The organism is Mycolicibacter sp. MU0083 (assembly GCF_963378075.1).
Lineage (GTDB): Bacteria > Actinomycetota > Actinomycetes > Mycobacteriales > Mycobacteriaceae > Mycobacterium > Mycobacterium kokjensenii.
The window spans coordinates 3,498,019-3,510,662 of sequence record NZ_OY726394.1; the positions used below are offsets into that span (position 1 = coordinate 3,498,019).

Sequence of the window (12,644 nt, forward strand, 5' to 3'; positions counted from 1 at the left end):
GTATCGCCGGGCACCCGGATCAGCCGGCCCTGCGAACGCCGCTAGAATCTTCCCCGTGGTTCTGTTCTTCGAGTTGATGCTGGTGGCGGCTACTGGCCTGATCACCTGGTTTGCGCTGTACACGCTGTATCGGCTGATCACCGACGAGATGTGAGCGGCTCCGACGCCGATGCGCCGGGCGGCGATGAGCGCTCGGTCGAGCGGGGTTCCGGCGACCGCGCGGTAGCTGCCGCCGCGGAGCGCGCCGCGGAGACCTCCGCCCGCAACATTCCCGTCTTCCCCCAGTCCGCGGACCTGCCGTTGCCCCCGGACACCGCCAACCTGCGCGAGGGTGCGGATCTGCACGGCGCCCTGCTGGCCCTGCTGCCGTTGGTCGGGGTGTGGCGTGGTGAAGGTGTGGGCCACGGTACCGACGGCGACTACCGGTTCGGCCAGCAGATCGTGGTCTCGCACGACGGCGGCGACTACCTCAACTGGGAAGCGCGGTCCTGGCGGATCTCCGATGACGAATCCGTCCAGCCGGCCCTGCGCGAGACCGGCTACTGGCGGTTCGTCGACGATCCGGCGGACCCCGAGGAATCCCAGGCCATCGAACTGTTGCTGGCGCACTCCGCCGGGTATGTGGAGTTGTTCTACGGGCGCCCGCACGGCCCGGCCTCCTGGGAGCTGGTCACCGATGCTTTGGCCCGCAGCAGGTCGGGGGTGCTGGTCGGCGGGGCCAAGCGTCTTTACGGGGTCGTCGAGGGCGGCGACCTGGCCTACGTCGAGGAGCGGGTGAACGCCGACGGCGAACTGGTGCCGCACCTGTCGGCCCGGCTGTCCCGCTTCATCGGCTGACCCCCGGGGTTGACTCTGCGCTGAGGGCGCACCCTTCTCGCGCTTTCCCGGTGTCAGCGCCCGATCGCGGCCTCGACCAATCCCGCGAATTCCCGCTCGGGGACCCGCGACTGCAGCGTCCGGCCGTCCAGGGTGTGCACCCGGGCCGCCAGGGTGATGCTGGAGACCAGCCAGATATCGTGCGCGGCAACCAGATCCGCCGTCCGCAGCGGGACGTATTCGCAGGTGTAGCCGGCCGGCCGGGCCACCTCGAACAGCGCCTCGGCGGTGGTGCCGCGCAGGATCGGGTGAGACAGCGGCGGGGTGACCAGCCGCCCGGGTTCGGCCAGCACCACGGTGGAACGCGGCCCCTCCAGCACGTAACCGTCCGAGCTGATGAAGATGACGTCGTCGGCGCCCTGCTTGGCGGCGTGCCGCAACGCCGCCATGTTCACCGCGTAGGACAGCGTCTTGGCGCCCGCCAGCAGCCACGGCATCGCCAGTGCCTGCGTCGACAACCCCCGGTCGAGGGTCACCGCCGACACGCCCTCGTGGCGGGCCGCGGCGATACGCTCCGGCAGCGGGCTCAGCATCACGTATGCGGTGGGAGCCGAACCGCCCTCCCGGCCCCGGCTGTAGATCAGTCGCAGCGCGCCCTCCCCTGTACCGGCCCAGCGCCGCACCGCGACGTCCACGGCGTCGCGCCACTCGCCCAGGTCCGGGGCGGGCAGGTCCATCAGGTCGGCGGAGCGGCTCAGCCGCTGCAGATGTTCCTCCAACAGGCAGACGCCGCCGTCGCGCACCAGCAGGGTCTCGAATACGCCGTCGCCGCGCAGCGCCGCCAGGTCGTCGGCGTACAGCAGTGCCGAGTCCGCCGCGACCGGTCCGCCTCCCACGGTGACGATCGTCACGGCGGAGTCTGCCAATTCGGGCTCGGCTGTCATGGACCGTGAGCGTAGCGGCTCCGTAGAGTTGGGGAATGTCCGCCGTCCCCGCGCCCGATCCCGGCCCCGACGCCGGAGCCGTCTGGCACTACGGCGATCCGTTCGGCGAGCAACGCTGTGCCGCAACGTCCGCCGTCGTCGTGGACCGATCCCACCGGGCGGTGCTCGCCCTCGGCGGTCCGGAACGCCAGACGTGGCTGCACAGCCTGTGCACCCAGCACGTCGCGGATCTGCCCGACGGCGCCGGGACCGAGAATCTGACGCTGGACGCCAAGGGGCACATCCAGAATCACTGGGTACAGACCGAGCTGTCCGGGCAGACCTGGCTGGACACCGAACCCGGGCGGGGCACGCCGCTGATCGAACACCTCCGCAGGATGGTGTTCTGGGCCGACGTCACCGTCGAGCCGGCCGACCTCGCGGTGCTGACTCTGTTGGGGCCCGACCGCGACGCGCCGGCCGTCCTCGCCGCGCTCGGGTTGACCGAGCCGCTCGCCACCCGTGCGCTGCCCCTCCCGAACAGCGCGGGCTTCGTGCGCCCGGATCCCGGGCTCGATGCGGTCGACGTGCTGGTGCCGCGCGCCGACAAGGCCGAGTGGCTGCACCGGCTGACCGCCGCCGGGGTGCGCCCCGCCGGCGTGTGGGCCTACGAGGCCACCCGGGTGGCGGCGCACCGGCCACGGCTGGGCGTGGACACCGACGATCGCAGCATTCCGCACGAACTGAACTGGATCGGCGGGCCCGCCGTCGGCGCGGTGCATCTGGACAAGGGGTGTTACAGCGGCCAGGAGACCGTCGCGCGGGTGCACAACCTGGGCAAGCCGCCGCGGATGCTGGTGCTGCTGCAACTGGACGGATCGGTGGACCGGCCCGCGACCGGGGATCCGGTGACGTCGGGTGGGCGCGCGGTGGGCCGGCTGGGCACCGTGGTGGATCATTTCGAGCTCGGCCCCATCGCACTGGCGCTGCTCAAACGGGGACTACCCGCCGACACGCCGCTGCTGACCGGCGCCGACTCCGAGGTGAGTGCGGTGATCGACCCGGACTCGATGCCGGCACCGGATGCGCCCGGGGCCGGGCGTCTCGCCGTGGACCGGCTACGCGGCCGCCTTTGATAGTGATCACACCGGTGTAGGCCGGTCGGCAGTTCGCCGCGCGACACGGTAAGCTGTCCGCAGGACAATACACACATTCAGATCGGAGCCGCCTGCACGTTGGGCCGCTCCGTTATTGCGCGAGGGGGTCCCCCCATGGGCCGCGGCCGGGCTAAGGCAAAACAGACCAAGGTTGCACGGGAGCTCAAGTACAGCTCACCGACCACCGACTTCACCCAGCTTCAACGGGAGCTGGCCGGGTCTGACGTCAAAGACTCCGACGGTGACGACTCGTGGAACGGCGACGACGACTGGCGTCGCTGATCCACGAGCGGCGTGCCGTCGGACCGGTCCTGACCTGACCGGACACGTCGGCCCCAGGCGGATTCCGCGGCTCTGGCCCCTCGAAGACCTCGGTCCTCGACGGCCTAGAACCGCGGGTGCAACCCGACCAGCCTGGCGCCCTCCCCCGACTCGGCGTCCTTACCCGGCTTGGTGACCGTACCGAGCGGCCAGCAGTCCACGTGCCGCGCGGTCAGAATCGCCAGCGCGCGATCGGTGTCCTCCGGCGCGACGACGGCGACCATCCCCACCCCCAGGTTGAAGGTCTTCTCCATCTCTTCGCGGCTCACCCGGCCGCGCTGCGCGATCATCGCGAACACCGGCGCCGGCGTCCAGGTGCCGCGGTCCACCTCGGCGATCAGCCCGTCCGGGATGACGCGCGCCAGGTTGCCGGCCAAACCACCACCGGTCACATGGCAGAAGGTCCGCACCTGGGTCTCGGCGGCCAGCGCCAGGCAGTCCTTGGCGTAGATGCGGGTGGGCTCGAGCAGTTCCTCGCCCAGGGTGCGACCGAACTCCTCGACATGGCCGGCCAGATTCATCCGGTCGATGTCCAGCAGCACCGCGCGGGCCAGCGAGTAACCGTTGGAGTGCAGGCCCGAGGCTCCCATCGCGATCAGCACGTCGCCGGGGCGGACCCGATCGGGGCCCAGCACGTTGTCGGCCTCCACCACGCCCACACCGGTCGCGGAGATGTCGTAGTGGTCGGGTGCCATCAGGCCGGGGTGCTCGGCGGTCTCTCCGCCCAGCAACGCGCAGCCGGCCTGCACGCAGCCCTCCGCGATGCCGGAGACGATCGCGGCGACCCGTTCGGGCACGGTGCGGCCGACGGCGATGTAGTCCTGCAGGAACAGCGGCTCGGCACCGCATACCACCAGGTCGTCGACGACCATCGCCACCAGGTCGATACCGACGGTGTCGTGCTTGTCCAGCGCCTGGGCTATCGCCAGCTTGGTGCCGACACCGTCGGTGGAGGACGCCAACAGCGGCTCCCGGTAGTCGTTGCGCAGGGCGAACAGGCCGGCGAAGCCGCCGAGGCCGCCGCGCACCTCCGGCCGGGTAGCCTTGGCTGCCAACGGTTTGAACAACTCGACGGCGCGGTCGCCGGCCTCGATGTCCACCCCGGCCGATGCGTAGGTGACACCCTGGGGACTTGATTCTGCTGAGCTCATCGCGCTAAAGGCTACCGGTCGTCGACCGCGCGCGGTATCGCGCTCGGTGGTTGCGGCCTCAGATCCGGTTGTGCCGGACCTGGTTGAACGGCACACCGCGGTCTGCGGCGTATTCCCGCGGCAGGCCCAGCACGCGTTCGGCGATCACGTTGCGGGCCATCTCGTCGCTGCCGCCGCCGAGCCCCACGGTCTGCCGTGACAGGTACCGGCGGCCCACCCGCAGCAGGTTCGCCTCGTCGTCCACCACGCCGAGCGGGCCCGCGACCTGCACTGCGGTGTCCACTTCCAGGTAGGTCACGTCGGAATGGAACAGCCGGATGATCGAGCCCGCGGTAGGTGGCAGTTCGCCGCTGCGCATGCCGCGCCCGACATGGTCGACGAGTTTGTCGCGCACCATCCTCCGGGCCAGGACCCGGCCGATCGCGTCGCGGGTCAGCGGGTCCTCGGCGGTGCCGGCGTCGCGGGCCAGCGTGAGGAAGTCACCGGCGGCCATCTCGGTGCGCTCGGGCCCGCGGCCGCTGGCGAACTCCGAGCCCTGCCCCACCGCACGGCGCTCGTGATAGAGCAGTCGGGAGGCGACGTCCCAGCCCTTGTTCACCTCGCCGACGACGGTGTCGGGACCGAGCCGCAGGCCGTCGAAGAACTCTTCGCAGAACTCGTTGGAGCCGTCGACCTGTTCGATGCGGCGCAGGGTGACGCCCGGCGAGTCGATCGGCACCAGGAACATCGTCAGCCCGTCGTGCTTGGGCACCGTCGGGTCGGTGCGGGCCAGCAGCAGCCCGTAGTCGGCGGCGAAGGCGCTGGTGCTCCAGGTCTTGGCGCCGCGGACCACCCAGTCGTCGCCGTCGCGGTCGGCCCGGGTGATCAGCCCGGCCAGGTCGGATCCGCCGCTGGGCTCCGAGAGCAGCTGTACCAGCACCTCGTCACCGCGCAGTGCGGCATGGATGTGCCGGCGCTTCTGCTCCTCGGTGCCGGTGTCCAGCAGCGTCGCGCAGCAGATCGTGAACGTCGGGACGTTGAGGATCAGCGGCATCTCGTAGCCGACGGACTCGGCGTCGAAGGCCTTCTGGTAGCCGATGTCCAGGCCCAGGCCGCCGTACTCGCGGGGGAAGCAGATGCCGGCGAAGCCGCCGTCGTACAGCAGCCGCTGCAGTTCCCGGGCCCGCTGCCAGGCGCCGTCGTCGTCGCGCCCGTTGCGCGGGGGATGCTGCGGATCCAGGCGGGGCATGTGCGCGGCCAGCCACTCGCGTGCGGACGCGGCGAAGGCCTCGACGGTGGGCTCGGTCATGCGGCGGGCTCCGTGTCGGTCGCGGCCTCGAAGATGGCCTGGTGATGATCGGCGGGGGTGCCGAGCAGATTCCGGTACAGCGTGGCGCGGCGCAGATACAGGTGCAGGTCGTGTTCCCAGGTGACACCGATGCCGCCGTGCAACTGCACGCACTCCTGGATCAGCCGGCCGGCGTGTTCGCCCAGATAGGACTTGGCGGCGCCGGTCCACATCGCGGCGTCGGCGTCGCGTGCGGCCACCTTGTCCACCGCGCCGGCGGTGATCGCGCGGCAGGCGTGCAGCCACGTCGTCATGTCCGCCAGCCGGTGTTTGATGGCCTGATACGACGCCAGCGGCCGGCCGAAGCTGTACCGGTCACGGGCCCAGTCCAGGGTCATGGTCGTCACGGCGTCGAGGATTCCGGCGGTTTCGGCGCAGACCAGTGCGATGCCGACCTGGGTCTGGCGGTCGATGAGCGCCGCGGTCTGTGCGGCGCCGCCGACGGTCGCCGATTCCGGGATCTCGGCGTCGGTGAACTCGATGCGTGCGTAGCGCTTCAGCAGGTCGATGCCGGCCTGCGGGGTCACCGTCACGCCGGGGGTGTCGGTGCGGACCAGGAACTGGCGCAGCGTGCCGTCGTCGGTGACCGCACCGACCAGCACCAGCTCCGCCCGGTCGGCGGCCTCCACCCGGTCCTTGGTGCCGTTGAGCCGGTAGCCGCCGGCGGTTCGGGTGGCGGTCATACCCGGCCGCTGCGGCCGGAAACCCCGGCCGGGTTCGTCCGGCGCCCAGGTCGCCACCGTCTCCCCCGCGATCAGCGCGGCGATGGTCGGCGCATGGGTGTCGGCGTTGTCGGCGTCGACGAGACCGGCCAGCACCGTGCTGACCGGATACAGCGGCCCGGGCGCCACGGTGCGCCCGATCTCGGTCGCGATCGCGGCCAGGTCGCGCAGGCCGCAACCGGAGACACTGCCGCCGCCGAGTTCCTCGGGCACCAGCAGCCCGGCCCAACCCAGGTCGGCGGCCTGCCGCCACCAGGCCGGGTCGTAGGACTCGCCCCGGGCGTGCAGGTCGCGGTGATCGCGCAGCGACGCGGTCTTGTCCAGGAATGCCCGCGCGGTGGCGACGAACAGGTCGGTCTCCGTTGACACGTCGGTCACGTGTTCTCCTCCTCAACCCCAAAGGCGTTGACCGCCATGGCCAATAGGCAGTAGCCGCCGATGGTGAACACCAGGTCCATGCGTTGGTCATCGGTGAAGTGACAGCCCAGATCTTGCCAAACCGCCGCCGAGACGGTGCGGGTGTCGACCAGTTCGTCGGCGGCACGCGCCACCGCGGCGTCGGCCGCGGTGGCCGGGGTGCCGCCGCGGATCGCGTCGATCTCGCTATCGGTGAGGCCGGCCCGGCGCGCGATCGGAAGGTGATGTGCCCACAGGTACTCGCAGTCCGCCCGCAGCACCGCGCGCAAAAGCGCGATCTCCCGGATTCGCGGCGACAGCGTGGAACCGTTGAGCAGGTAGGCGTTGAACGGCAGGTAGGCACCGGTCAGTGCGGGGTGCCGGACCATGGTCGCCAGCACGTTCCCGGCGTCGCGCGGGTTGGCGCGCTCCGGCGGCAGCAGCGATCCCAGGGCGGCACGCACCGTGGCATCCCACTCCGGTGCGGGCAGTGGTTGCAGACGTGGTGTCACCGGATGGGCTCGTCACCGAGCACGGTGGTCCGCAGCATCTCCCGGGGCGAGTCGGGGTCGTAGGGGGCCGCTCGATGCAACACGCCGCGGTTGTCCCAGATGACGGTGTCGCCGACCGCCCAGTCGTGCCGGTAGACACGGTCGGCGACGGTGGCGCGCCGCAACAGTTCGTCCAGCAGTGCCCGGCCCTCGTCGAGGTCCATCCCGACGACGTAATCGGCGGAGGCACCCAATACCAGCGACTTACGGCCGTCGCGGTGCGTCCAGACCAGCGGGTGCTCGTGGGTGGGGCGGGCCCGCCAGCGGGCCAGTTCCTCCGGAGCCGGATCTGGGGTGACGCGGCGTTGGGAGGCCTCCAGTGAATGCACGACCCGCAGCGCCCCGTACCGCTGCTGCTCGTCGTCGGTGAGCAGATCGTAGGCGGCATACGAGCTGGCGAACTCGGTCTCGCCGCCGCGGTCGGCGACCTGGACCGCCGAGAGCACGGTGGCCTTCTGCGGATACTCCTCACCGGAGGGGGTGCAGCCGTCGATGTGCCAGTCGAAGGTGGCCCGCAGGTAGCTCGCCGAGGAGTTCTTGGCCCGGTTGAGCGTGACCGGGTAGATGCCGGAGACCTCGTGGTGGCCGTCGGCGGAGTAGTCGACACTGCCCAGCTTCCCGCAGAACGCCACTTGGGCTCGGGGATCGATGCCCAGGCCGCGGAAGACCAGCACGCCGTTGTCCTCCAACGCCTGCAGCACCGCGGCGCCCAGTCCGTCGTCGGTGGCCAACCGCTCCGGATCGACGCCGAGCACTTCGGCGCCCACCGACGACGTCAGCTTATTGATGGTGAGCAGACTCATCTGCTGCGTCCTTTCTGGCAGGGGATTTCACGATCGGGGTGGTCAGGGGACGGGCCAGCCGGTGCGGATCATCACGGCGTCGGCGGCGTCCACGGGTGCCGGCTGGTGCATGACCTCGACCGCCATCGCCACCATCACCAGTGAATAGATCAGGTGCAGCAGATTCAGCGCGTCCTCGGGGATGTCGTCCAGCGGGTACTTGTCGCAGTAGTCGATCGCCTCCTCCAGTCGCGGGAAGAAGGCGTCGTAGAACCGCCGCAGCTCCGGGGTGGTGCTGGTGATGCGCTGGTTGAACCGTTCGGTTTCGGTTGCCAGGCACCATGTCTGCGCGAACGGCTCCAGCTCGGCGAACGCGCTGGGCAGCCGCGGGGCGCTCACTGCGCAACTCCCGCATCGGAGCACTCGCGCCGGTAGTCGTCCACCCAGTCGCCCACCACCTTGTGCAGATGACGCACCAGGATCTCCTGGTCGTTGAGCGGGAAGTCGTCGACGATGCCGTACTCCAGTGCCGCCTGGGTCCCGCCGAGCATGCCGGCGTCCTGCAGCGCGAACTCCTTGAGCACCACCGCCGCCACCTCGTGTTCGATGCGTTCGCGCACGGTGCGGGCCGGGTGGAAGTAGGTGTGGGCTTCGAACCGGTGGGTGTTGTGCGAGGTGGGCCAGTACCGGTAGAGCAGGTACCAGCCGCCGTAGATGAGGATCTCGGTGTTGGGGAATATCTGGAAGTTGCTGATCCCCCACGGCTCGATACCACCGGGGTTGACCCCGGCCGGGATCTCGCCGATGTCGGGGGTCTGCCAGGGACCGACCAGCCCGCTGCGGGTGGCCCGCTCGATCGGGTACATGTATTCCGGGGGCAGCAGCCAACGCCGTCGGCCCGCGGTGGACACCAGGCGGTGCGGGCCGTCGAGTTGGAAATGCCCGCAGGTGAATCCGGCTCCGGGGACCCGCACTTCGGCGGGCACCTGCTGGGAGTGCAGCGCCGGAACGTGGTAGTACTCCTGGAACGCGTCGGCGAAGATCTTCCAGTTGCTGTTGTTGTGGGCCACCCAGTCGTAGCGTTCGGTCAGTTTCGCGAACGGGTAGTCGTCGAGGCCGGTGATCATCGGGCCGAGGAAGTCCCGCAGGCTCTGGCGCGGCTCGGCGTCGAGGTTGACGAAGATGAAGCCGTTCCAGATGTCGCAGTGCAACCCGCGCAGATCGCTACCGGCGTCATCGACGCGGTAGGCCCGCCGGCAGCGCTTGCAGGTGAGGGCGTCGGCCTGCCCGGCGGTCTCGCGGTCGGGAAAGTCGTGCCAGACCAGTTTGGTGGCGCAGCCCGGGCAGGCGTTGCCGAATGCCTCGATCCCGCAGTCGGTGTGGATCAGCAGGATCGAGGTCTGCACCACTTCGAGTTCTTTGGTGGCGTAGCAGCCGCGTTCGGGCAGTTCTTCGATGCGGCCGATGTTGAGCCAGGCACGCCTGAACACCGCTTCGCGTTCGATCTCGTAGAACTCCGGTGAGGTGGAATCGGTGAAGGAGATCGGCCCGGTGCCCAATTCCGGGTAGTGCTCGGTCCACGAGCCCTCCGGGGTGCGACCTGATCGCGCTGAAAGTTGTTCGGTCACAACACTGCTCCTCCGTTGACGCCGAGCACTTGGCCGGTGATGAAGCCGGCCTCCTCCGAGCACAGGAAGCCGGCCGCCGCCGCGATGTCCGCGCCGGTGCCGAGCCGGCCCAGCGGGATGTTGGCGGCGATCTGTTCGTTGGGCGGCAGATATCCGGCGGCCTGCCCCTGATGCTGCATCGGGGTCTCGATGCCCGATGGCGGGATGTTGTTGACGGTGATGCCGTGCGCGGCGTATTCACGCGCCAGCGACTTGGTCAGGGTGATCACCGCACCTTTGGATGCCGCGTAATGCGCGGCGAACGGTGATCCGCGCTGGGCGCTGGACGAGGAGATCATCACGATGCGCCCCCATCCGGCGGCGATCATGTCGGGCAGCGCGGCCTGGCAGCTGTGAAAGGTTCCGGTGAGGTTGACCTCGACGATCCGCGCCCAGTTCTCGGCGGTGATGTCGAGGAAGGCGCAGTAGTCGAACAGTCCCGCGCTGGTGACCAGTGCGGCCACCGGTCCGAGTTCGGCGCGGACGGCCGCGAAGGCCGCATCGACGGCGGTGCGGTCGGTGACGTCGGCTTCGACGCCCAGCGCGGTGATGCCCCGCCCCTGCAGATCGGCGGCAACCCGTTGCGCGGCTTGGGCGTTGACGTCGAGGACGGCCACGCGGTAGCCGCGCCGGCCCAGTTCGTGACAGGTCGACTCCCCCATGCCCGAGCCACCACCGGTGACGACGGCTACCCGCTCTGCGGTCATCGCATTCCTTCCGGACGACTTCATCGAGATGTTATCAAGTACTTGTCATTGTTCTCAAGGGGCGGCGTCGAACCGAATCCGAGCCCGGTCAGCTCTCGACGTGATCGGCGAACAGGGCGTGCCCGGTGCCCTGCTCGACGACGCGGGCCAGCAGGCTCCGCAGGGTCTCCTGCTCGTCGGCGGTCAGCACGCCGAACACCTGGTCGTGGGCGGCAATGGCCTCGGTGACCACCGCGCCGGTGACCTCACGACCCTCTTCGGTCAGGTAGGCCCGCAGGATGCGGCCGTGATGGGGATCCTGCTTGCGCTCCACCAGGCCGCGGCGCTCGAGCGCATTGAGCGCCAGTTGCACACCCTGCGGGGTGATCAGCAACCGACGGGCCAACTCGGCACCCGAGAGCCCCGGCTCGCCGGCGAGCTGACGCAGCAGACCGATCTGCGCGGTGCTGACGCGATAGTCGCTGATCGCCTCGTTCACCTTCGTCAGTGAGTGGTAGAAGGCCTGCTTGAGCAGCCACAGGATGTTGCGGGTGGGATCCATGACCTGACTTCCCTGTCAACTGCGCTTGTAGACCCGACCGTCTTTCATGACGAATCGCACGTCACCGGTGGCGCTGATGTCCCGGGTCGGATCGCCCGGTACGGCGATGATATCGGCGCAGTACCCCGGCGCCAGCCTGCCCAACTCGTGGCCGGCCTCGATCAGGTCGGCACTGACCACGGTGGCCGCGCGCAGCGCCTGCAACGGGGTCATGCCGCGCTCGACCAGCGCGCACAGTTCCTTGAAGTTCTGGCCGTGCGGAATCGCCGGCGCGTCGGTGCCGCAGGCGATGCGGACCCCGGCGGCGATCGCCCGGGGCAGCATGTCCTTGGCGCGCGGGAACACCTCGGCGGCTTTCCTGCGCAACTCCGGGGCGATCCGGTCGACGGCCAATGCATCGGTCAGGTAGGTGGTCGAGACCAGGAAGGTGCCGTGCTCGACCATCATCGCCAGGGTTTCGTCGGTGGCCAGGAATCCGTGCTCGATGCAGTCGATGCCCGCCCGGATGCACGCGCGGATCGCGGTGTCGCCGATCGCATGCGCGGCCACCCGTACCCCGGCCCGATGCGCCTCGTCGGCGATCGCGGCCAGTTCGGCGTCGGAGTACTGCTGTGCGCCCGGGGCGGTGCTGTGCGACATCACCCCGCCGGATGCCGACACCTTGATCAGCTTGGCGCCGTGCCGGATCTGGTAGCGCACACAGGCACTCACGTCCGCCACGCCGTTGGCGATGCCCTCGGCCACCGACAGCGGCATGATGCCCGGCGCGAGCCGCTGGAAGACCGTCGGGTCCAGGTGCCCGCCGTAGGGGGTGACGGCGTGGCCGGCCGGATAGATCCGCGGTCCGACGTGCCAGCCCTGGTCGATCGCGCGCTGCAACGCCACGTCGAGCAGATAGCCGCCGGTCTTGACCATCAGCCCGAGGTTGCGCACCGTGGTGAATCCGGCTTCCAGTGTGGTCCGGGCGTTGACCGCGGCCCGCAGGGTGCGGTAGGCCGGATCGTCCTGCACACCGTGCAGCGGGGTGGGCAGTCCTTCCGGGCTGCCCGGCCCGCCGATGAGCAGGTTGAGTTCCATATCCATCAGGCCGGGCAGCAACGTGACGTCGCCGAGGTCGATGACCTGGGCCGAATCCGCTACCGGCGCTTCGGGATCCACGGAGACTATCCGGCCGTCCTCGATCACCACGACCGCCGGTGTGCGCACCACTCCGGCGTCGATGTCGAGCCAGCGGGCCGCCCGCAACACCGAGACGCCGGTCACGGGTAGGGCTCCGAGACGCAGTCGATGACCGCGGCGCCCGAATCGGGAACCCGCGGCTGCTTCCAGGATTCGGCCGGGAAGGCCACCGTGATCATGGAGTACAGCAGGTGCATCAGGTTCAGCACGTCCTCGGGCAGATCGTCGAGGCTGAACTTGTCGCAGTAGGCCAGCGCCTCTTCGGCCCGGGCGGTGACGGCGTCGTAGAAGGCCTGCATCTCGGCCATGGAGCTGTTCAGCCGCTTGGCGTAGCGCTCCGGCTCCGAGCCCAGGCACCAGTCGTTGAACGGCTCGAGGTCGGCGAATTCCTTGGGCAGCATGGC

The 12,644-nt window shown here is 69.8% G+C and carries 15 protein-coding genes; 3 read left to right on the plus strand and 12 right to left on the minus strand.

What is annotated here, in order from left to right:
* The first annotated feature begins 150 nt into the window (after positions 1–150).
* Positions 151–837, plus strand: a complete 687-nt coding sequence (locus RCP38_RS16440; protein WP_308473983.1) for a heme-binding beta-barrel domain-containing protein — start codon at positions 151–153, stop codon at positions 835–837.
* A 53-nt stretch (positions 838–890) separates the two neighbouring features.
* On the opposite strand, the gene RCP38_RS16445 is transcribed toward RCP38_RS16440, so the two are convergent.
* Positions 891–1,760, minus strand: coding sequence for an aminodeoxychorismate lyase (locus tag RCP38_RS16445; RefSeq protein WP_308473984.1), 870 nt, complete (start codon positions 1,758–1,760; stop codon positions 891–893).
* A 35-nt stretch (positions 1,761–1,795) separates the two neighbouring features.
* On the opposite strand from RCP38_RS16445, the gene ygfZ reads away from it, so the two are divergent.
* Entirely contained in the window at positions 1,796–2,875 is a 1,080-nt protein-coding gene (ygfZ, locus tag RCP38_RS16450; protein WP_308473985.1) for a CAF17-like 4Fe-4S cluster assembly/insertion protein YgfZ, read from the plus strand.
* Between the two features lie 135 nt (positions 2,876–3,010).
* Complete coding sequence (locus tag RCP38_RS16455) at positions 3,011–3,178, plus strand: DUF3073 domain-containing protein (RefSeq protein WP_308473986.1); 168 nt, start codon at positions 3,011–3,013, stop codon at positions 3,176–3,178.
* Positions 3,179–3,282: 104 nt separating this feature from the next.
* Here RCP38_RS16455 and purM read toward each other — a convergent pair whose 3' ends face one another.
* From purM to RCP38_RS16510, 11 genes are all read right to left on the minus strand, one after another.
* Positions 3,283–4,368: a phosphoribosylformylglycinamidine cyclo-ligase gene (purM, locus tag RCP38_RS16460; RefSeq protein WP_308473987.1), complete on the minus strand. Its 1,086-nt coding sequence runs from the start codon at positions 4,366–4,368 to the stop codon at positions 3,283–3,285.
* Between the two features lie 58 nt (positions 4,369–4,426).
* Positions 4,427–5,656: an acyl-CoA dehydrogenase family protein gene (locus RCP38_RS16465; protein ID WP_308473988.1), complete on the minus strand. Its 1,230-nt coding sequence runs from the start codon at positions 5,654–5,656 to the stop codon at positions 4,427–4,429.
* Positions 5,653–6,795: an acyl-CoA dehydrogenase family protein gene (locus tag RCP38_RS16470; protein WP_308473989.1), complete on the minus strand. Its 1,143-nt coding sequence runs from the start codon at positions 6,793–6,795 to the stop codon at positions 5,653–5,655. The genes RCP38_RS16465 and RCP38_RS16470 overlap by 4 nt, the downstream gene beginning before the upstream one ends.
* A complete protein-coding gene (locus tag RCP38_RS16475; RefSeq protein ID WP_308473990.1) occupies positions 6,792–7,325 on the minus strand; it encodes a carboxymuconolactone decarboxylase family protein in 534 nt (177 codons plus the stop codon). Before RCP38_RS16475 ends, RCP38_RS16470 begins: the two co-directional genes overlap by 4 nt.
* Positions 7,322–8,167, minus strand: coding sequence for a TauD/TfdA dioxygenase family protein (locus tag RCP38_RS16480; RefSeq protein WP_308473991.1), 846 nt, complete (start codon positions 8,165–8,167; stop codon positions 7,322–7,324). Before RCP38_RS16480 ends, RCP38_RS16475 begins: the two co-directional genes overlap by 4 nt.
* Positions 8,168–8,209: 42 nt before the next feature.
* Complete coding sequence (locus tag RCP38_RS16485; protein WP_308473992.1) at positions 8,210–8,545, minus strand: hypothetical protein; 336 nt, start codon at positions 8,543–8,545, stop codon at positions 8,210–8,212.
* Positions 8,542–9,774, minus strand: a complete 1,233-nt coding sequence (locus RCP38_RS16490; RefSeq protein ID WP_308473993.1) for an SRPBCC family protein — start codon at positions 9,772–9,774, stop codon at positions 8,542–8,544. The genes RCP38_RS16485 and RCP38_RS16490 overlap by 4 nt, the downstream gene beginning before the upstream one ends.
* Complete coding sequence (locus RCP38_RS16495; protein WP_308473994.1) at positions 9,771–10,520, minus strand: SDR family NAD(P)-dependent oxidoreductase; 750 nt, start codon at positions 10,518–10,520, stop codon at positions 9,771–9,773. Before RCP38_RS16495 ends, RCP38_RS16490 begins: the two co-directional genes overlap by 4 nt.
* Positions 10,521–10,608: 88 nt before the next feature.
* The gene (locus RCP38_RS16500) at positions 10,609–11,061 is read right to left on the minus strand and encodes a MarR family winged helix-turn-helix transcriptional regulator (RefSeq protein ID WP_308473995.1); all 453 of its coding nucleotides are present in this window, start codon (positions 11,059–11,061) and stop codon (positions 10,609–10,611) included.
* 15 nt (positions 11,062–11,076) lie between these two features.
* The gene (locus RCP38_RS16505) at positions 11,077–12,324 is read right to left on the minus strand and encodes a metal-dependent hydrolase family protein (protein ID WP_308473996.1); all 1,248 of its coding nucleotides are present in this window, start codon (positions 12,322–12,324) and stop codon (positions 11,077–11,079) included.
* On the minus strand, positions 12,321–12,641 hold the full coding sequence (locus RCP38_RS16510) for a hypothetical protein (RefSeq protein ID WP_308473997.1): 321 nt from the start codon (positions 12,639–12,641) through the stop codon (positions 12,321–12,323). Before RCP38_RS16510 ends, RCP38_RS16505 begins: the two co-directional genes overlap by 4 nt.
* Positions 12,642–12,644: the final 3 nt, after the last annotated feature.

Excerpts from the sequence above, each read along its gene's own strand:
- RCP38_RS16445 (WP_308473984.1), bottom strand. The coding sequence starts at position 1,760 with ATGACAGCCGAGCCCGAATTGGCAGACTCCGCCGTGACGATCGTCACC.
- ygfZ (WP_308473985.1), top strand. The coding sequence starts at position 1,796 with ATGTCCGCCGTCCCCGCGCCCGATCCCGGCCCCGACGCCGGAGCCGTC.
- RCP38_RS16455 (WP_308473986.1), top strand. The coding sequence starts at position 3,011 with ATGGGCCGCGGCCGGGCTAAGGCAAAACAGACCAAGGTTGCACGGGAG.
- purM (WP_308473987.1), bottom strand. The coding sequence starts at position 4,368 with ATGAGCTCAGCAGAATCAAGTCCCCAGGGTGTCACCTACGCATCGGCC.
- RCP38_RS16465 (WP_308473988.1), bottom strand. The coding sequence starts at position 5,656 with ATGACCGAGCCCACCGTCGAGGCCTTCGCCGCGTCCGCACGCGAGTGG.
- RCP38_RS16480 (WP_308473991.1), bottom strand. The coding sequence starts at position 8,167 with ATGAGTCTGCTCACCATCAATAAGCTGACGTCGTCGGTGGGCGCCGAA.
- RCP38_RS16495 (WP_308473994.1), bottom strand. The coding sequence starts at position 10,520 with ATGACCGCAGAGCGGGTAGCCGTCGTCACCGGTGGTGGCTCGGGCATG.
- RCP38_RS16500 (WP_308473995.1), bottom strand. The coding sequence starts at position 11,061 with ATGGATCCCACCCGCAACATCCTGTGGCTGCTCAAGCAGGCCTTCTAC.
- RCP38_RS16510 (WP_308473997.1), bottom strand. The coding sequence starts at position 12,641 with ATGCTGCCCAAGGAATTCGCCGACCTCGAGCCGTTCAACGACTGGTGC.